The organism is Bacillus atrophaeus (genome assembly GCF_039519175.1).
In the GTDB taxonomy this organism is placed as follows: Bacteria; Bacillota; Bacilli; order Bacillales; family Bacillaceae; genus Bacillus; species Bacillus atrophaeus.
Genome location: NZ_CP154443.1, coordinates 1,541,537 through 1,561,167 on the forward strand (window position 1 = coordinate 1,541,537; position 19,631 = coordinate 1,561,167).

At 39.5% G+C, this 19,631-nt stretch carries 16 protein-coding genes and 4 pseudogenes; 13 read left to right on the top strand and 7 right to left on the bottom strand.

The features are described 5' to 3' along the window. The first annotated feature begins 7 nt into the window (after positions 1–7). The 3 genes and pseudogenes from AAHT65_RS08070 to AAHT65_RS08080 all read left to right on the top strand — a co-directional run. Positions 8–1,450, top strand: coding sequence for a pyridoxal phosphate-dependent decarboxylase family protein (locus AAHT65_RS08070; RefSeq protein WP_343311301.1), 1,443 nt, complete (start codon positions 8–10; stop codon positions 1,448–1,450). A 126-nt stretch (positions 1,451–1,576) separates the two neighbouring features. Further along, positions 1,577–1,996, top strand: a pseudogene (locus AAHT65_RS08075) (tyrosine-type recombinase/integrase); the annotation flags it as partial. Between the two features lie 44 nt (positions 1,997–2,040). Next, a pseudogene (locus tag AAHT65_RS08080) lies at positions 2,041–2,196 on the top strand (DUF6262 family protein); the annotation flags it as partial. A gap of 209 nt (positions 2,197–2,405) precedes the next feature. Here the strand turns inward: AAHT65_RS08080 and AAHT65_RS08085 are convergent. After that, positions 2,406–3,785: a PLP-dependent aminotransferase family protein gene (locus AAHT65_RS08085; RefSeq protein WP_343311303.1), complete on the bottom strand. Its 1,380-nt coding sequence runs from the start codon at positions 3,783–3,785 to the stop codon at positions 2,406–2,408. 165 nt (positions 3,786–3,950) lie between these two features. Here AAHT65_RS08085 and AAHT65_RS08090 point away from each other — a divergent pair, with 165 nt between their 5' ends. Together AAHT65_RS08090 and AAHT65_RS08095 are read left to right on the top strand one after the other, a co-directional pair. After that, a complete protein-coding gene (locus AAHT65_RS08090) occupies positions 3,951–4,568 on the top strand; it encodes an FMN-binding negative transcriptional regulator (RefSeq protein ID WP_106273187.1) in 618 nt (205 codons plus the stop codon). A 56-nt stretch (positions 4,569–4,624) separates the two neighbouring features. Then, positions 4,625–5,500, top strand: coding sequence for a dihydrodipicolinate synthase family protein (locus tag AAHT65_RS08095; protein ID WP_277714269.1), 876 nt, complete (start codon positions 4,625–4,627; stop codon positions 5,498–5,500). Positions 5,501–5,865: 365 nt separating this feature from the next. Here AAHT65_RS08095 and AAHT65_RS08100 read toward each other — a convergent pair whose 3' ends face one another. From AAHT65_RS08100 to AAHT65_RS08110, 3 genes are all read right to left on the bottom strand, one after another. Next, entirely contained in the window at positions 5,866–6,708 is an 843-nt protein-coding gene (locus AAHT65_RS08100) for an aldo/keto reductase (protein ID WP_268513419.1), read from the bottom strand. 187 nt (positions 6,709–6,895) lie between these two features. Beyond that, a complete protein-coding gene (locus AAHT65_RS08105) occupies positions 6,896–7,588 on the bottom strand; it encodes an LrgB family protein (protein WP_003327898.1) in 693 nt (230 codons plus the stop codon). Further along, the gene (locus AAHT65_RS08110) at positions 7,558–7,962 is read right to left on the bottom strand and encodes a CidA/LrgA family holin-like protein (RefSeq protein WP_343311304.1); all 405 of its coding nucleotides are present in this window, start codon (positions 7,960–7,962) and stop codon (positions 7,558–7,560) included. The genes AAHT65_RS08105 and AAHT65_RS08110 overlap by 31 nt, the downstream gene beginning before the upstream one ends. A 205-nt stretch (positions 7,963–8,167) precedes the next feature. Here AAHT65_RS08110 and AAHT65_RS08115 point away from each other — a divergent pair, with 205 nt between their 5' ends. The 4 genes from AAHT65_RS08115 to AAHT65_RS08130 all read left to right on the top strand — a co-directional run bounded on the left by AAHT65_RS08115 (position 8,168) and on the right by AAHT65_RS08130 (position 11,169). Next, positions 8,168–8,602: a MarR family transcriptional regulator gene (locus tag AAHT65_RS08115; RefSeq protein ID WP_343311305.1), complete on the top strand. Its 435-nt coding sequence runs from the start codon at positions 8,168–8,170 to the stop codon at positions 8,600–8,602. Positions 8,603–9,074: 472 nt separating this feature from the next. Further along, the gene (locus AAHT65_RS08120; protein WP_343311306.1) at positions 9,075–10,463 is read left to right on the top strand and encodes an amino acid permease; all 1,389 of its coding nucleotides are present in this window, start codon (positions 9,075–9,077) and stop codon (positions 10,461–10,463) included. A 230-nt stretch (positions 10,464–10,693) separates the two neighbouring features. Continuing rightward, on the top strand, positions 10,694–10,942 hold the full coding sequence (locus AAHT65_RS08125) for a sigma-G-dependent sporulation-specific acid-soluble spore protein CsgA (protein WP_010787490.1): 249 nt from the start codon (positions 10,694–10,696) through the stop codon (positions 10,940–10,942). A 35-nt stretch (positions 10,943–10,977) separates the two neighbouring features. After that, positions 10,978–11,169: a YbxH family protein gene (locus AAHT65_RS08130; protein WP_003327903.1), complete on the top strand. Its 192-nt coding sequence runs from the start codon at positions 10,978–10,980 to the stop codon at positions 11,167–11,169. A gap of 49 nt (positions 11,170–11,218) precedes the next feature. Here the strand turns inward: AAHT65_RS08130 and blaOXA are convergent, their stop codons facing one another. Continuing rightward, entirely contained in the window at positions 11,219–12,022 is an 804-nt protein-coding gene (blaOXA, locus tag AAHT65_RS08135) for a class D beta-lactamase (RefSeq protein WP_343311307.1), read from the bottom strand. Between the two features lie 267 nt (positions 12,023–12,289). Between blaOXA and AAHT65_RS08140 the strand changes: the two genes are divergently transcribed. Next, positions 12,290–13,540, top strand: a complete 1,251-nt coding sequence (locus AAHT65_RS08140) for a cytochrome P450 (protein ID WP_343311513.1) — start codon at positions 12,290–12,292, stop codon at positions 13,538–13,540. 158 nt (positions 13,541–13,698) lie between these two features. Here AAHT65_RS08140 and AAHT65_RS08145 read toward each other — a convergent pair whose 3' ends face one another. Continuing rightward, a complete protein-coding gene (locus tag AAHT65_RS08145) occupies positions 13,699–13,959 on the bottom strand; it encodes a hypothetical protein (RefSeq protein WP_010787493.1) in 261 nt (86 codons plus the stop codon). 435 nt (positions 13,960–14,394) lie between these two features. On the opposite strand from AAHT65_RS08145, the gene AAHT65_RS08150 reads away from it, so the two are divergent. After that, positions 14,395–16,020, top strand: coding sequence for a Na/Pi cotransporter family protein (locus AAHT65_RS08150; RefSeq protein WP_343311308.1), 1,626 nt, complete (start codon positions 14,395–14,397; stop codon positions 16,018–16,020). 19 nt (positions 16,021–16,039) lie between these two features. Here AAHT65_RS08150 and AAHT65_RS08155 read toward each other — a convergent pair. Then, positions 16,040–16,375 (bottom strand): annotated as a pseudogene (locus tag AAHT65_RS08155) (glycerophosphodiester phosphodiesterase family protein); the annotation flags it as partial. Positions 16,376–16,382: 7 nt separating this feature from the next. Between AAHT65_RS08155 and AAHT65_RS08160 the strand changes: the two are divergent. After that, positions 16,383–17,451 (top strand): annotated as a pseudogene (locus tag AAHT65_RS08160) (APC family permease); the annotation flags it as partial. Between the two features lie 284 nt (positions 17,452–17,735). Continuing rightward, complete coding sequence (locus AAHT65_RS08165; RefSeq protein WP_277714270.1) at positions 17,736–19,613, top strand: glycosyltransferase family 2 protein; 1,878 nt, start codon at positions 17,736–17,738, stop codon at positions 19,611–19,613. The last annotated feature ends 18 nt before the right edge of the window (positions 19,614–19,631 follow it).

Consider the following 19,631-nt stretch of genomic DNA (forward strand, 5'->3'; position numbering starts at 1 on the left):
GAAACAAGTGTCGGAAAACCTGCAGTTATCAGCCGAAGAGATGCGTCAGTTAGGATATCAAGCAGTTGATTTGATCATTGATCATATGAATCATTTGAAAAGCAAACCAGTATCCGAAACGATTGATAGTGATATTCTCAGAAACAAGCTGACAGAATCGATCCCAGAAAACGGATCCGATCCGAAAGAGCTCCTTCATTTTCTTAATAGAAACGTGTTTAATCAGATTACCCATGTGGATCATCCTCATTTTTTGGCTTTTGTGCCGGGTCCCAATAATTATGTCGGAGTAGTAGCAGATTTTTTAGCAAGTGGTTTTAATGTATTTCCGACAGCTTGGATAGCAGGCGCAGGTGCTGAGCAAATCGAATTAACGACAATCAATTGGTTAAAATCGATGTTAGGATTCCCTGATTCGGCTGAAGGACTATTTGTAAGCGGAGGTTCCATGGCTAATTTGACCGCGCTTACTGTAGCTAGACAGGCCAAGCTAAATAATGACATAGAAAATGCGGTTGTTTATTTTTCCGACCAGACTCATTTTTCTGTGGATCGGGCACTAAAAGTATTGGGTTTCAAACACCATCAAATTTGCCGAATCGAAACGGATGAGCATTTGCGAATTTCAGTCTGTGCTTTGAAAAAGCAAATAAAAGAAGACCGAACAAAAGGGAAAAAACCATTCTGTGTCATTGCTAATGCTGGAACAACTAATTGCGGAGCGGTTGATTCCCTCAATGAGTTGGCTGATCTTTGTAATGACGAAGATGTATGGCTACATGCGGATGGATCCTATGGTGCCCCGGCAATTCTCAGTGAAAAAGGAAGTGCTTTGCTTCAAGGAATTCATCGGGCCGATTCCTTGACGTTGGACCCTCATAAATGGCTTTTTCAGCCTTATGATGTAGGCTGTGTACTCATTAGAAACAGCCAGTACTTAAGCAAAACATTTCGTATGATGCCAGAGTATATTAAGGATTCGGAAACCAATGTAGAAGGAGAAATCAATTTTGGAGAGTGTGGAATTGAACTGTCGCGCAGATTTAGGGCGTTAAAGGTGTGGCTGTCTTTTAAAGTGTTTGGAGCCGCAGCTTTTCGCCAGGCAATTGATCATGGCATCATGTTGGCTGAACAAGTTGAAGCGTTCTTAGGGAAAGCGAAAGATTGGGAGGTGGTAACACCTGCCCAGTTGGGAATTATTACTTTTCGTTATATTCCTAGTGAATTAGCATCAACAGATACAATCAATGAAATAAACAAAAAACTGGTGAAAGAAATTACTCAAAGAGGATTTGCCATGTTAAGTACGACCGAATTGAAAGAGAAAGTGGTTATTCGACTTTGTTCCATCAACCCGAGGATGACAACAGAAGAAATGCTCCACATCATGACGAAAATCAAAGCATTGGCAGAGGAAGTAAGCATATCGTATCCATGCGTTGCTGAATAAGGCTGGACAATTCTTCTCTTACTTTTGGACTTATTTTTTCTTTACTCATTAGATAGTTATTTGCTATATTCAAATGCTTGTTTTCATTAAAAGATAATTTTGCAAACGCTTCTTTCTTTAGGTATAGGAGTCAGAAAAGGTCGTCCCTTTTTCAACGATTGGATAAGTGAAAAACTCAACGATCTTGCGAAAGCAAGAAGAATAGTGGATGAAAATGGTGACATTTATCATTTTAGATTCCATCAGTTTAGACATACGTATGCAGTAAAAATGTTAAATAGTGGAGCTGATTTACTTACAGTTCAGGAACTATTAGCTCATGCCTCTCCTGAAATGACTATCCGATATGCAAAATTATTAGATAGTACCAAGCGAAGAGTTTTTGAAGAAGCTATGAAACAGGGTTTGTTCAGCTTAGATATGAATGGCCAAATGAAACAAATTAGTCCAGATGATGAAATGCCAACAGATATACTCGAAATGCTATGGCGTGATCATAAATTAAATGCAATTGATAATCCATACGGAAGTTGCCACGCAAGAATAGCCGTTATACAAGTATTTTAAACACTATTGAGGGCGGACACACACCTACACCTAAACAAGTTAAACGATAAATGAATGAGAGCAACAAGGATGCTCTTATTGAATTACTGAGACGAAAGATTAAGAAGCTAGAAGATGAAAACAAGCAACTAAGAGACCAATTGAAAGTAGCGTACGCAGAGGTATTTAAAAAATACTAGTATCGATTGGAGAAAAACTCCCTTCCTGCTTGTCTTTATATACAACAATCGGCCAGATTGTTGAGGAACGTTTACATGTATTGTGTAGAATAATAATAGATTGTGACATCTTTCGTTTAAACAAACGAGCAGGTCTGACAACCCAGCGCTCTTGTAAAATGAACTGCCCCGTAATTGTTAGACAGACCTAACGATTACGGGGTGCTTTTTTATGACCAAGCCTTTTTTAAGAGCTTCACACCAAGTTGGATATCCTCAAAAGAAAGATTAGTAAAGCCAAGTTTTATAATAGGGATATCAGTATTGTTGTTAACGAAATAGATTGAAGTAGGATACACCTTAACTCCATAAAGAGAAGCCTGTTGAATTAACCATTCTTCTGAACGTTCTGAGTACACTTTGACTAACAAGTATAGACCGGATTGCTCGCCAATAATAGAGATATTTTGATCAAATTGTTTTTTAAATTCGGAGACTAAATGTTGCATTTTTTGTTTGTAAACGAGACGCATACGTTTAATATGACGATTCCATTCTCCACTTTCCATAAATTTAGCCATTGTGATTTGGCTAAGAATCGAAGTGGTACTCTCGAAATTCAGAAACTGCTTTTTATATCGATTTAAAAGTGGCTGTGGTAATACCATATAACTTAAACGAATTCCCGGAAGAAAGGATTTTGAGAAATTTCCTAAATAAATGACTCTTGCTGAGTCAATGGAGGCAAGAGCTGGGAATGGTTGTTGTGTATAACGAAATTCACTATCATAATCGTCCTCAATAATATATCCTTTCATTTTGTTAATCCATTGAATAAGCGTATGCCGTTGTTGAATTGGCATACTTACTCCATATGGACTGTGATGAGAAGGTGTTACATAGATTAACCTCGATTTCATTCGTTCTAATTGTAAAAGGTCAGCACCTGTTTCATGCACTGGTAAAGTTTCAAAGGAAAATTGATGGAATTTAAAGGATTCTCTAGCCCCGTCGTATCCGGGATTTTCCACTATAATACTTAGAAAATCATCTTTCAGTATATGTCCAAGATTAATAAGCATTTGTTGGGTACTACTGCCGATAATAATAGAATGTGCATCTGTTTTCACCCCTCTAGCTTGGAGCAAATACGTAGCAATTTGTTCTCGTAGGCATACTTCACCAAAAGGTTCTCCATATTGAAAGCTCTCGGATAACGTTAATACTTGATTAGACATTCTTCGCCAAATTTTTAAAGGAAAATGTTCTTGGTCTACAGCCCCTGCTCGAAAATCAATAAGAATGGGGTTCAATGATTCTGGTGGCTTTTTATAATGAGAGCTTAACGTTTCTTGAAATGAAAGGGTCTCTAATTCATTTATAAAATAACCTTTCCTCCCTTCTCCTCGAATGTATCCCTCAGCTACCAGTTGTTCATAGGCCATTAATGTCGTATTTCGACTCACTTGAAGAGAGTGTGCCAATTCACGGATAGAAGGCAATTGTTCATTAGCGTCCAGTTTTCCTTGCTCAATTAATAATTTAAATTGCTCATAGATTTGTTTGTATTTAGGTAAGTCATCCTTGAAAGCAAAAATAATATTTTTCATTTAAATACCTCTTTGACATGTATGTTTATTCAAAATTGTACCTTTTTATATGTCAGTTTGTATAATACTATATTTTATATCAAATATTTATGACAAACGTTTTAGGTTCGAGGAAGCTACCTGTTATATTTCAAAATTTATATGTAAGGTGAAAGGAGATTTTTTATGTATATTCCTAAATATTTTAAAGTTACCTCTGTAAAGGAAATTGAAGAGTTTATTCAAAAAAATTCATTTGGTACTATTGTTACCACAAAACAGGGTAGACCAATTGCTACTCATATTCCCTTACTTTTAGAAAAAGGTGAAAGGGATGATTATTATATAACAGGACACGTGGCTTATGGAAACCCGCAATGGAGAACATTTAAGGAATCCCAAGAAGCTTTAGTTATATATCAGGGGCCGCATGCCTACGTATCATCCTCTTGGTACAGTCATGAAAATGTTCCTACATGGAACTATCAGGCTGTACACATATACGGTAAGGTAGAGGTATTAAGTCAAGATGAATTAAAAAAGTCACTTACTAACATGCTGTATAAATATGAGAGTCATCGTGAAAATCCAATATTATGGGAAAAAATTTCTCCTGATTTATTAGAAGCAGAACTAAGGGGCATTGTAGGCTTCAGGATAAAAGTACAAGAAATTCAAGCTGCATATAAACTAAGTCAAAATCGTAGTGAAGATGACTATAAAAATATTATTCAAAACTTATATGCAGAACAAGATTTAGAATCTCATCAACTTGCAGATGCAATGAAAAAGATAAAAAAATAAAAGCAGTTTAACTGTTTTCTATAATTAAACGTATAAATTATTAAGGAGTTAGAAAAATGAAAAATCCATTTGTCCCTTTTAGTATTGCAATGATTACTCCTTTTTCTGAAAATGGAGAGCTTTATTTAGAAGGTATACCATCACTAATTGACTATTATAAAAAGCATGAAGTTCCTGCGTTATTAATAAGCGGAAGTACTGGTGAACAACATTCTATGACAATCGAGGAACGTACTTCATTGTTTCATGCAGTGAAAAAAGAAACAAAAAATGATTTACTCTTATATGGAGGAGTTGCAGCTGTTCAAACAAAGGATGCAATGGCATTAGCGATTTCTGCAGAAGAAGCAGAACTAGATGCAATTATGCTAGGTTTTCCCCCTTATGTACGAATTAATCAACAGGAAGCGTTTAACTATGTTGAGAGAATTTGTTCAGTTACTAATCTGCCGATTATGATCTATAACAACCCTGTAAGAACAGGGTTTAATTTACAAGTTGAAACATTAATAACATTAGCAATGACATTCCCACAAATCGTCGCATTTAAAGAAGCTGGTAATTCAAATAATGTACCAATTGTCAAAAAACAACTGGGTGCAGAATTTAATGTATTATCTGGTTTTGACTTAAAAATATTTGAAGATGCCAAACTTGGATTTGACGGAATTACTAGCGTCTTGGGTAATATATTTCCAGTAGAAATACAAAAGATTATTAAAGCTGTTCAATCTGGTAAAGAAGAAGATGGAAAAAAGCATTTAACTGAAATTTCTCCTTACATGAACTCAATAATAGAAATGGGAACACTTCGCCCAATTAAATATCTCTTAGAAAAACAAAATATACAGGCTGGTGTCTGCCGGGAACCTCTTTCAACGTTAAGTGTAGAGGAGAAAAAAATTATTGATAAAGTTTTTCAGTCATTTTGAAGTAGTCTACTTACTATATAACCGGACACATGGAGAAAAGGTCGCTTTTTTTTAAAATAAGAGAGCGTCCTTTTTGGCTTTTTGTATTGGGAAAAATGAGTTATTCCGCAAAAGGTCGCGATTGTTGAGGAGTATTCCTAATAAAAAGGCTGTTTACATATTAGTCATGTATAATATGTCAAACAGCCTATGTTTTTTGCAAATAAGAAATTAAAACTGCTCCAAAATTAATCAAAAATTTATTTTCATATCGTACCCTTTCAGTATCACTTGAGAGGAGAAATCATATGAAAAAATTACTGAAAGTCTTAAAAATCTTATTTGGCATTATCGCTGCTGTGGTCCTAATTCTGTCCGTTCTCTCCTTAAAACTCCTCATAAACCGCCGGATCTTGGTCGTTGATTCTTCCATCCGGACGAGAAAGTGAAGCGATTTCCTTCATATCCTTTTCATCAAGTGAGAAATCGAAAATAGAAATGTTTTCAAGCTGACGCTCTGGTGATGCTGACTTTGGAATTGGAATAGCACCTAACTGGCAGTGCCATCGTAAGATCACTTGAGAAATTGTTTTATTATACTTCTCTGCGATTTGCCCAAGCTGCTTATTGTTCAATATCTCACTGGCACGGGCTAAAGGACTCCAAGATTCTGTTTGAATGCCTTGTTCTTCATGCCATTTATGCTGGTGTTCTTGATTGAAAGCGGGGTGCAATTCAATCTGGTTAATACTTGGCTTAACCCCTGTTTCACGTTGAAGCTGTTCAATATGTTCAGGCAAGAAGTTGCAAACGCCAATGGAACGAATTAGACCCCATTTTTTGGCTTCAATTAATGCTTGCCAAGCTTCTGTGTAGTGTCCTTGTTTTGGATTTGGCCAATGAATAAGGTACAAGTCATAGTAATCCAAGTCAGCCCGATATAAAGACTCTTGGATAGCTGTGACGGCTTTGTCATATTCATGATAGCGTCCGGGAAGTTTGGATGTAATGTATAACTGTTCTCGGGGAACTGAGGAGCGGCGAATGGCTTCTCCGACAGTTCCCTCATTCTCGTAGTTATAAGCGGTGTCGATCAAACGATAGCCAATATCTATGGCGCTGTTAATGGCATGAACTCCTTCATTCCCGTTAAGAGCGTATGTACCAAAGCCGATAGCAGGAATGGTTGTACCATCATTAAGTGTCAATTCCGGTATTGCTTTATCCATTATGAATCCCTCCCTTTCACTCTACTTTACCATTATTCTTACAATTAAAACATGATAATGGAAATGAAGGTGAATGTGATAGATGAGTTGGTGATAAGGGAAAAATTGAGTTGCAAAAATGGCTCTTTGCAGCAGCTGAGTGTGCGCATATAAAAAAGCTGACGATAGGCTGTCAGCTTTTTTGCCGTTAAATCTGAAACATCCACGCCACAACCGGGCCGAATACAGAGCCTAAAACTGCACACAGCGTCATGGAAACGGAGCTCATGGACACTGTTAATTCTCCGTATTCCATCGCTTTTGAGGTTCCGAGCGCATGTGAGGCGCTGCCGAATGCGATTCCTTTTCCGAGTGAACTGTGGATGCGAATCCATTTGAGAAGCAGCGGTCCGAGGATGACGCCTGAAAAGCCCGCGATCATGACAAACACCACTGTCATGGATGGAACGCCGCCCAGTCCGGTGGCGATCTGAATGGCGACAGGGGTCGTAATGGATTTTGGAATAATAGACAATATCAAATTCCGGTCGATGCCAAACAGTTCTGCGAATAGCAGGCCGCTCACCATTCCTGAAAATAAGCCCGCCAATACGCCTCCTATGATCGGGAAGCTGTATTTGAGTAAAATGCGGCGCTGCTTATAAAGCGGATAAGCTAATGCGACGACAGCGGGGCCGAGCAGTGAATTAATCCATTTTCCGCCGATCATATAGTCTTTATACGGAATGTGAAAGGCGAGAAGCAGCACAATAATCAAAATCGTCGTAGTCAGTACCGGAATGAGAAATGGATATGAAAAGCGTATATATAATTTTACCATTGCCAAATAAGCGGCAGCCGTTGCTGCAATTATAAGGATTGCGATACATGCTTGCTGCACTTCTTTTTCTCCTTTCGTTTATTAGCTTTGTGTTCCAGCAGCTGGCTGGCGTATCCCGCAGCGATCATTGTGACGACGGTGCTCAGCACAATAATGCCAAGCAGAGCGGCTCCGCTTGCGGAAAACAGTGACGGATAGTTCATCACGCCCGCCATTGCCGGTATAAATAATAATGGAAGAAAAGACAGTAAAAAGCCTGCGCCGTCTTCAATCATTTTCACTGGAACAATCTTAGTCGTTAAACAAATGAGCATGAGGATTAAGCCGATGATGCTTCCCGGAATAGGAAGATGAAACAGCTGATGGGCGGCCTCTCCGATCATGGAAAAAGCGTATAAAATCAAAATTTGTAAAATGATGCGTATAGCTTTCACAACAAGGTGCTGTTCTTTGAAAAAGAACAGCTTCCCCCTTTCTTGGTGACGGTGTCCCGGTGATTTTCTTTACTTTTTGTTCGTATATTTGTAATATACAAATATATGTAGGTAAAACCTATTTTATATGTTTTTATAGTGAATGTTTATATGCTTGTATTATACAACTAATTATGCTGTTGTCAATTATAAGGAGAGATTCCATTTGCAAAAACAAGATCCGATTGAATTAATTGAATATGAGCTTACCACTTTTATCAGGCGGGCTGTTTATCTGGATACCTCGGACCGGAAAATCGGGAATCTGGAAAGGGCCGCTTATCTGTTATTAAGGCAGTTAGACGAATTTGGGCCGGCGCGTGTCAAAGAATTGGCAGATTCCTTTAAGCTGGATATTTCCACGATTTCGAGACAAGCCGCAGCCTTGGAGGCGAAAGAGCTGATTTATCGCTTCTCCGATCCTTCTGACGGACGGGTCAGCCTGTTTACGATTACAAAGCTCGGCAAGCAGAAATTAAAAGCTGAGAAACAGAAGCGGCTTGAACGGTATCATCGTATGCTTGAAGATTGGTCAGGTGATGAAAAAGAATTGTTCGGCAAGTTGTTAATACGGCTGAATGAGGGATTTATTGATTCATAAAAAGAATGGGAATTCGTGCCGGGCAAGCAGGATTATGGTGTATCTGAAGGAGAATGAAAGAAGGTGAGGAGGTTTCAATCGCTTCACCTATTTTGAATTGGGAAAAACAGGGAGTACTGGCGTGGTTCTCCTGATACATTACTTATAGATGGGGGGCATGAGATGAAAAGCGAGTGACTATTTTTTTGCGGCTGTCTATCATTTATTATCTTAATATTCATAATTCAATAAAATGAAAGCGATTTCATTCAAATTGTTCATCTTAAGTTCGGAAGGTGTTTACCTGAAAAAAACAATTGTATTTTCCACAGAAATTTATTATGATGAGAAAAGGAAATTGGAGATTTTATAACAATAGAAAGATAGAAAATTTCCAATATTGCGAGAAATGAAGAGTGAGTCAGGTTCAAAAAGGTGCACCTTCTGCTTCATTATTTCAAATATATCAGCGCGGTTAAGAGGAGGAAGCGGAGTGGCAAATAAAGAGTTGAAGAGAGGATTAAAAGCGCGTCATATTCAGATGATTGCGTTGGGCGGTACAATTGGTGTTGGTTTATTTATGGGTTCAGCCAGCACGATTAAATGGACGGGGCCGTCTGTTCTGCTTGCTTATGCAATCTGCGGAATATTTATCTTTTTTGTGATGCGTGCGATGGGAGAAATGTTGTATGTAGAGCCAAGTACGGGTTCATTTGCGACGTTTGGCCATAAGTATATACATCCATTAGCCGGTTATATGACTGCTTGGAGTAACTGGTTCCAGTGGGTGATTGTCGGGATGTCTGAAATTATAGCTGTTGGTTCATACATGCAGTACTGGTTTCCGGATCTGCCTGCTTGGATACCCGGTATCATCGCGATGGCAATTCTTGGAGCGGCGAACTTAATTTCGGTTAAATCATTCGGTGAATTTGAATTTTGGTTTGCGATGATTAAAATCGTTACCATTGTATTAATGATTATTGCTGGGCTCGGTATTATTTTCTTGGGGTTTGGTAACGGCGGACATGCCATCGGATTATCTAATCTTTGGGCACATGGCGGTTTCTTTACAGGCGGTTTCTCTGGATTTTTCTTTGCTTTATCTCTTGTAATCGCAGCTTATCAAGGTGTTGAACTGATTGGGATTACGGCCGGCGAAGCGCAAAATCCGCAAAAAACGTTAACAAGCGCAATTCGCAGTATTATTTGGCGCATTTTAATATTCTATATCGGTGCTATTTTTGTGATTGTCACGGTTTATCCTTGGGACCAGTTGAATTCACTTGGAAGCCCGTTTGTTTCAACTTTCGCCAAAATTGGGATTACAGCAGCGGCTGGTATTATTAACTTTGTCGTGATTACAGCGGCAATGTCTGGCTGTAATAGCGGTATTTTCAGTGCGGGACGTATGCTTTATACATTAGGAGTGAATGGACAAGCGCCGAAATTCTTTGCGAAAATCTCTCGTAATGGTGTGCCGTTATACGGTACGATTGCTGTCCTTATCGGTTTGGCAGTTGGTGTTGTTTTAAACTATATTGCGCCGCCAAAGATATTTGTGTACGTATACAGTGCAAGCGTGCTTCCGGGTATGATTCCATGGTTTATCATTTTGTTCAGCCATATTGGATTCAGAAGAGCAAAAGGTGCTGAGATAGATAAACATCCATTCAAGATGCCTTTTGCGCCTGTGACAAACTACTTAACGATTGCATTCTTAATTATGGTGTTAATCGGTATGGGATTTAATGATGATACACGTATTTCTCTGATTGTAGGGATCATTTTTCTTGGCCTCGTGGTCATTAGTTATTATGCATTCGGGATTGGCAAGCGTGTCCCGCTAGATGTACAAATCGATGATAAAGTGTCGAACTGACGAACTAATCATTCATTTTGATAAAAAATATAAACTGAACCAAAAACCTGTTTTCAATAAACAGGTTTTTCTTTTTGGGTTTTATCCAGTCTGGTGATTTCTTGCTGTATGTTTTGTTTACGAAGGTGCAAGTTGGAATAAAGTGTCTTGGATTTTTGAAATTGTTTGTATGAATTATAATCATTTCAGCAACCTATAGAATATAGATCTGAAGCAAAGGAGATCATTGAATGGATAAAACCTTGGGTTATTTACGGGAATCGCTTTCCAATCATCTTGATAACGATGTATGCCAGCGAATTTACAAGAAGATGTTAACTCGGCATTATACGGGGGAAGGCAACTTTGTAAAGGATTTAAATGATGATGAAATGTCTTATCTGAACACTATATTAGAAAAAGAAATCAAGTACGCTCAAAATGAACAAGACCAACAGCGGGCAAGCGAGTTAAACGAGGTTTATGAATTGCTGTTCTGATGATGTGAGGGCAGTAAGGAAAGGCGGGAAGCGGAATGGGTGCCATTGAACGAAATGGCTATACGTTTGAGCCGGAATTTAGTGTAATCAGACAAAACGGGGCCATTCATGTCTATCATCACGGAAAATTTGTGGAGGAGATTCGTTTTGAATTCAATGGTGAATTTCCTGATCATGATGAGATAGAAGAATTAGTGAATCATTATTGCTTTGAACATAATATATAGCCAAGCTTAAAAAGTCCTGTATTCCGTATACAGGACTTTTAGGCGTCTTTTAGTTTGTCATCAGATGATACTTTTTTAAAATATCGGTTGTGATGTTTTTCGCTGTGGTTCCTGAGGCATCTACATTTGTGACAAATATATAGGAATGGTTATCCGTTGTAATAAACCCAACAAACCAGCCCAATCCATAGTCTGTTAATCTTGTTCCTGTTTTGCCGTACAGTGTATAGTGATCGCCTTCTTCTTGGATCATCATTCGTTTGACTGTTTTCATAATAGGCTTGTCAAAAGGTAGATCTTCTTTATACAGGCGTTCTATAAAATCTTTCTCTTCCAATGGAGAAATCTTCAAGGAGCTTTGTAACCAAAATTTGTCGATTCCGCCGCTTATGTCTTCATTTCCGTAAGAAATACGATGAAGCCAATCGGTCATCCGGTCTTCGCCGATATCTCTGGCCATCGCTTGATAATACCAGATGACAGAATCCCGCATCGCTGAGCCGAGGGTATGGTCCCGGTTCCATGATTCGAATTCGCGCTCTGTCCCGTCCCATCGTTTCACATCATATTCATCACGAACCGCCTTTACTTGCAATCCAATTAAAGCGTTCGGCACTTTAAATGTGGACTGCGGAGTTTGTCTTTCTTTGGCTCTTGATTCATTGTATATAAATGTTTTGTCCTTCTGTACGTCATGGAGAATAAACGTTCCGTCGCGGTCTTTGAAGAATTCGTCTACGTTCAGTTTGCTTACATTCACACTCTTTTCACCAGGCATTTTGGCACCAGCTGATGATGTGCTTCCTAATCCTGCAACCAAAAATAAAATGAATATATACAACCATTTTTTCATACCCGTTGCCTCCCTTTGTTTTTCTTTGAACATTTCTATGTATCCTGCTGTATTGCCTTTTATCTAAGTGTACTGCTTCAGCCAATATATTTGTAAGAATTTTTTATCCGAATGATTGATAGGGCTGCTGCGCATAAAATCGGTCGGGTGTTTCAATACTTAAAGGGTAGATGATGTTTAATTCGTTTTATAAGGTGAAAAAAAGAAAGGAAAGGCTTTTATTGTATAAACTGCCAGACAAGACAAAAGGAGTAGATAGTGATGTCAATGGATAAACAGGTCCCGCATGATAAAGCTCTGGACAACAGTCTGGCTATGATGCGGGAAGGATATTTGTTTATTAAAAATAGGGTTGACCGATATCAGTCAGATCTGTTTGAAACGCGCTTGCTGGGGCAAAAGGCGATTTGTATGAGCGGAGAAGAAGCGGCAAAGGTATTTTATGATCCTGAGCGAATGAAGCGAAATGGCGCATTGCCGAAGCGATTACTGAAGACGTTATTTGGCGTAGATGCCATACAGACGATGGATGGTGATGCTCATACTCACCGAAAGCTTCTTTTTATGTCATTAATGACGCCGCCGCATCAAAAACGATTAGCCGAGCTTGCCATGGAGCAGTGGCTGGCCGCACTCAGTAAATGGGAAGGTGCAGAGAAGGTTGAGCTTTTTGAGGAAGCCAAGAACGTGTTATGCAAAATTGCCTGCCAATGGGCCGGGGTTCCCTTGAAAGAATCGGAAGTCAAAGAGCGTGCGGATGACTTCAGTGCGATGGTGGATGCCTTTGGGGCTGTTGGGCCGCGGCACTGGAAAGGCAGAAGAGCGAGACCGAGAGCTGAAGAGTGGATTCGGGACATTATTGAAAATGTGCGAGCCGGAAAGACGGAGGCTGAGAAAGGTACGGCACTTTATGAAATGGCATTTCACACTGAACTGGATGGAAGCCGGCTGGATACCCAAATGGCTGCGGTTGAACTCATCAATGTGTTGCGGCCTATTGTGGCGATTTCAACCTTCCTCACGTTTTCTGCTTTAGCATTACATAATCATCCAGAGTATAAAGAAAAGCTGAAGTCAGGAAATGGCGATGATCTTGAAATGTTTGTCCAGGAAGTTCGGCGCTTCTATCCGTTTGGCCCTTTTCTCGGTGCCCAGGCGCGAAAAGATTTTGTTTGGAATCAATGCGAATTCAAAGAAGGAATGCTGGTTTTACTTGATCTATACGGTACGAATCATGACGCTCGCCTGTGGGAAGATCCAAATGAATTCCGTCCGGAACGATTTAAGGATCGGAAGGACCAGTTATTTGATTTAATTCCCCAAGGAGGGGGCGATCCTGCCAAGGGACACCGCTGTCCGGGTGAGGGTATTACGATCGAAGTTATGAAAGTAACTCTCGATTTTCTTATTAACCACATTGAATATGAAGTTCCTGAGCAAGATCTAAGTTACAGCTTGGTCAGAATGCCGTCCTTGCCTGAAAGCGGATTTGTTATGAGCCGTATTAGACGGAAATGAAAATGGCCTGCAAATCATTTGCGGGCCATTTTTTGGTTGGATTCGATTTGAGTTTACATGCGAGTTATAAAGCGTGGAAGAACGGTAAAAAAGAGGACGCAAAAGATTGCAAAAAAGACTGCTGGGTTAGTAAGCCGCCAACAGTCTTGCCTCACTCTTTATTTTGTCTTTTCATCATGGTATTGCACGGGAAACATAGAGCCTTCGGACACCATTTTGTTGTCTTCAATATCTTCGGGGTGCGGATTGCCTGCTTTATTTACGGGGAAAGCATCAATGTTTGGCTCACTGGAAAATTTTCTTTTCACATCGTAAATAAAGTTTTTAACCTTTTGGCGATTTGAAGGATCTTTTAATAGATAAGAAGTGATGCCGACAGTGGAAACAGCAAGACCTGAGATTAACAGTTTTTGTTTCATGGTAAAGAACTCCTTTCTATTTTAAAGGTAATGTTTCATATTATATTCCCGCCATCCTTGAAACTAAACCTTCCAGTAGCTAAAGGTGTTTCTGCAGCTGTGACCGGACGGGAAAAACGCAACCTTGCGTCGTTCGTGCCGAACGTGCTGCCTGTATTCATATTTGAACGATTGAACCATCGGCGTCTCATACGGCAGCGGTATTAGAGGATCATAGGAAGAAATGAGGATTATATGCAGATGCGGGCGTGTTTTTTTCTAGTCTGACAGTCATCATATATACGAAATGTTACACAAATGTAAATTCGAATTAGGTCTATCAGACTGATTGTTAAGTTATTGTAAAATTAACAGGTGACTTATTTACAATCCTAGGGACTTCAAACATAATCATAGGGAGTTTGTTGATAAATGTCGTAAACAGAGGTGAAAGCGTTGACTATTGATGTACAGACGTTATTGTTTGAATTTCTCGGAGGTCTCGGTATTTTCTTGATAGGGATCAAGTTTATGGGAGAAGGCCTTCAGAAATCGGCTGGAGATAGATTAAGAAATATTTTAGATCGCTTTACAAGCAACCCGCTGATGGGAGTTTTGGCCGGAATCATTGTGACGGTCTTAATTCAAAGCAGTTCCGGGACGACTGTCATAACGGTTGGCCTTGTCAGCGCGGGCTTTATGACGCTTCGACAGGCGATCGGGGTCATTATGGGGGCCAATATCGGAACAACGGTTACAGCGTTTATTATTGGTATAGACATTGGGGCGTACGCTTTGCCGATTATAGCCGCCGGCGGATTTTTACTGTTTTTCTTTAAACAAAAAAAAGTGCAAAATGCGGGCCAGATTGTCTTTGGCTTTGGGGCACTGTTTTATGGATTGGAATTAATGAGCGGCGGGATGATACCGCTGCGGTCGCTTGAGGCTTTTCATGAGTTAACGGTTAATATGAGTTCGAATCCGGTTCTTGGCGTTGTCGTCGGTACTTTGTTTACCGTTATCGTGCAAAGTTCCAGCGCCACAATCGGTATCCTGCAAGGGTTATTTGCGGATCAGCTGATTGATATCAAGGGTGCGCTCCCCGTTCTATTTGGAGACAATATCGGGACAACCATCACTGCGATTCTTGCGTCTCTTGGCGCTTCAGTGGCAGCGAGACGGGCTGCGGCGACCCATGTGCTGTTTAACTTGATCGGGACGGCGATATTCTTGATTTTGCTTAAGCCGTTTACAGCCTTAATTTTATGGTTCCAAGCTTCGATGGGACTTGATCCTAAAATGACGATTGCTTTTGCGCACGGAATCTTTAATACATCAAATACGCTCATTCAGCTTCCTTTTGTGGGCTTGTTAGCTTTAGTGGTAACAAAACTGATACCGGGCAAGGATACAATGTTAGAATACAAATCACATCTTGATCCGATTTTCATTGAGCAATCTCCATCCATTGCTCTCGGACAAGCAAAAGAAGAAGTTCTGCAAATGGGAAATTTCGCGGTGCAAGGGCTGGAAGTAACAAAACAATTTCTAGTGACAAAACAGCCGAAACACGCTTCTAGCGCATATCAGATAGAGGATGCGGTCAACAATCTTGACCGAAAAATCACAGATTATTTGATCGAACTTTCTTCAAGTTCTCTCTCAGACCATGAGTCAGAGGAACATCATATGCTTATGGACACAGTCAGAGACATTGAACGAATCGGCGACCATTTCGAAAATGTGATTGAACTGGTGGAATATCAGCAGGCGCATCGAGTCGTCGTTACAGAGTCAGCCATGGCGGACTTAACGAGTATGCTGGATCTGACGATTTCCACTGTGAAGGCGTCTATGGAAGCCCTGAAGCATGATGATGACGAGATAGCCGCACAAGTGGTTGAAAAAGAAGATGAAATTGACAAGATGGAACGGAAGCTTCGCAAAAAACATATTATCCGTCTTAATGATGGACTGTGTACAGGACAAGCTGGTATAGTGTTTGTCGATATGATCAGCAACCTGGAACGAATCGGCGACCATGCGGTGAATATTGCGGAGGCTGTACTTGGTGAAAATTGATGAGAAAAAGCTTTGAATCCTAGGATTCAAAGCTTTTTTTGTAGTCTTTTTTAACATGTTGAAACACATCTGGATAATTCGTAAACACCCCGGTAACTCCCAAGTTCAGCAGACGACGCATATCAGGTTCTGTGTTCACGGTATAAGGGTGCAGCAGAAGGCCGTGGCTGCGGATTTTTCGGACATTTTCAGCGTTCAGCGCTTTATAATCCGGTCCCGCCCCAACCGCGTATGTTTTGATTTCTGCTAATTCAGAATCTGTCATAGATGCAATCTGTTCTGCTTCTAATAACTGAACAGTCGGCAAGTTAGCATTCAATTGATGAATTTTTAACAGGCTTTCTTTACTGAAAGCAGGCGATTTAGTTCATAATGGCACGCTGACTGGGGAGGGGCTGATATTTGCTTCTGTTTTGCTTGTGATTTATTTTTTGCTGAACTATTGGACAGTCAACTTGTTTTCCAAAGCAAATTCACTGATCACCATTTTTAAAATTATTATACCGGGACTTACAATTGGCGCTCTTTTGTTTGTCGGGTCTCTGTTAGTGGCTACTGTAATTTATGTGCTTTTGCAAGTCGCGTTTATCGGAGCCGTTGACCCTTCGATGATTGCAAATGGCTGGAGCCATTAATTTTAATTCTCCTTTTGCCGATTTGGCGATTGCGCTGAATATTAACTGGCTTGTGATTGTTTTGTATGCGGATGCGTTTGTATCACCATCGGGGACGGGGATTACGTATACAGCGACAACTTCCCGGATGATTTACGGCATGGAGAAAAACAAATATTTGCCGAGTTTGTTAGGGAAGCTGCACCCGATTTACGGCGTCCCGCGCCAAGCGATGTTCTTTAATTTGGCTGTTTCATTCATATTTTTATTCTTGTTCAGAGGATGGGGCGTCTTAGCTGAAATCATCTCGGTGGCAACGTTAATTTCATATATTACCGGACCTGTTACCGTTATGACCTTGAGACGGACAGGAAAAGATTTGTATAGGCCGCTTCGCTTAAAAGGCTTAAGCGTGATCGCGCCGCTTGGTTTTATCTTTGCGTCACTCGTGCTGTACTGGGCGCGCTGGCCGTTAACAGGACAGGTGTTATTTATTATCCTGATCGGTCTGCCGATTTACTTCTATTATCAGGCGAAAGCGAAGTGGAAAGGCTTTCGGCAAAACTTCAAAGGCGGCGCCTGGATGGTCTTTTATCTGTTATGTATGATGATGATTTCATACCTGGGCAGTGAAAAATTCGGCGACCTGAATGTCATTACTTATGGATGGGATATGGCGGTTATTGCCGTTGTATCATTAGGTTTCTATGTGTGGGCGCTTAAGAGCGGCTTCCAGACAGAGTATTTAAAGGATGCGAAAGAGATCAATGATCAGCTGGCAGGTGCACAGGCTGAAGCCGCTGCCGGGAAAGAATAGAATGATATAAAAAAACCTTGCGATGGGTGTCGCAAGGCTTTTTTTGTTTCCTTGAATGACACAAGACAACAGTCTTCAAAGGGAGGTTCTTAACTCTGCTTATGCTGTTTGTTTAAATTTACTTTAAATATATCCTGGAAAAACTGAATAAAAATAGGTTTGTGGTAAAATTGTCTAGTTAAATGCACGTTTCTTTTTTATTACATTTATACTAATTATTGAACATGCATAAGAATTTATTAGGATAAATATATGTGTACGTCGAAAGGAATAGGGGGAAAGGTATGAAATTTTCAATTGCAATACCAGTATATAATGACCGAAACTCAATAAAAACATGTTTAGATAGTGTGTTAAATCAAACTATCGGGCAAGACAGACTTGAAATTATTTGTGTGAATGACGGTTCAACTGATGAGAGCGGTGCCATATTAGATGAATACATGAGTAAATACCCGTGCATAAAAGTGATTCATCAAGAAAATAGCGGAGCGCCTGGCCGACCTAGAAATAAGGCAATAGATATTGCAACAGGAGATTATATCTATTTTGTTGATGGAGATGATTATTTAGGGATTGAAGCCTTGGAAAGAATGGAAGAAAAGATACTTGAATACCAAAGTGATATTGTCATAGGACGTTATGAAGGGATTAATAGAGGCGTACCTGTTTCAATTTTTAAGAGAAACCCGGACTGTTTTTCTTTTTTTGGTTCAAACGCTCTTTTTACAACGAGTGCTCAGAAATTATTCAAACTTGATTTATTGAAGAAACATAATATTCGTTTTCCGGAACATTTCTCTCTGGGAGAGGACCAGCCGTTTATCATTCAGGCATATGCCTATTCAAATTCAATTGCATTGGTTAAAGATTATGTATGCTATTACTTGACGAATCATCAGACCGTTGGAAGAATCCAATTAACGAAAAAACCTTTATCCGGTAAACTTTTTATGCATAGAATTGAAGAGACATTGGCTGCTATTGAAGCGTTAGAACTCGACAAGGATAAAAAATTAATGGTTTTTCACCACTACTGGGAGAGAGTTTTAGATGTAGAACTCAGTGCGCTCATCTCAAGATCATTTTTAGTAGAGGACAAACTTTATATATTCAATACATTTAAAAAAATGCTTGATAAGTATCATTATCTGGATTATTACTCTCACTTTTCATCCAGGCAGAAGCTATTAATTCGGTTGATTGACAATGGCAAGATGGAGGATTTAATTGCCTTTTGGTATGCGGAAAAACATACGGGCAATATGGTGGTTTTTCATGGGCAAGTATATCCAAAACCCAAAATGGCTTATGAACTAGCGTTAAATGAATCCATATCCTTTCATCGGCTTAATAAATTTGAGGGTGAAATAACGAGATTAGAACGTATGGAAAACACTCTTTTACTGGAAGGGTTTTGTTATCATTCTCACGTTGATTCATCAAATGAAAATTTATTTATTGAAATCTCTTTAAGGGGCCGGCAAGAAGGAAGGGTTACGTTACCGGCCTTCAGAAACAGCTATGAAAAACACCGCCCAATAGAAATTGACTCCTCCTATTTGAAAAAAGAACGTATTACCTATTTTCACACCTTTATCCCGGTACAATCCCTTCTCCGTTTTAACCAAGAAGGAGACATATTGGATGTAAGATTAATTAGTAAGATAGAAGATTATACGAAATCGGTAAGATTAAGAGCAAAACCAACAGTGTTATTAAAAGAGTCATTATTTATTCCTAAAGAGCATAAAGAGTGGACATTATTGTCTTCCTATTTGACCAAATGGGGAAATCTTTCTTTTGTCTTAAAAACTCAAGAGCTTGATATCAAAAATTTCACATTATCATACAATGATTCTGAAGTGAAAGGGCATTTTAGTTTGGCTTCAAGTGTATCTTTGGATGAATCAAGCCGCTTTCAACTCATATTTACAAAATTTCTTACCTATGAACCTGAAGTTATACTTCAATCCAGTGGCAATAGACAGTTGTGCCATTTTCGTTTCGGAGTCTCTAAGAGTGAATTAAAGCAGCTGAGACAAAAAAAGAATGTGGATATTGCGCTGCGGCACTATAAGAAAAGAGTCCCTGTTTTTTATAAAGAAAGACCCTTTATTATAAAACGCGTACTAAATAAATTAAGACGGCTATTCAACTAATATATTTTTAAATCATAT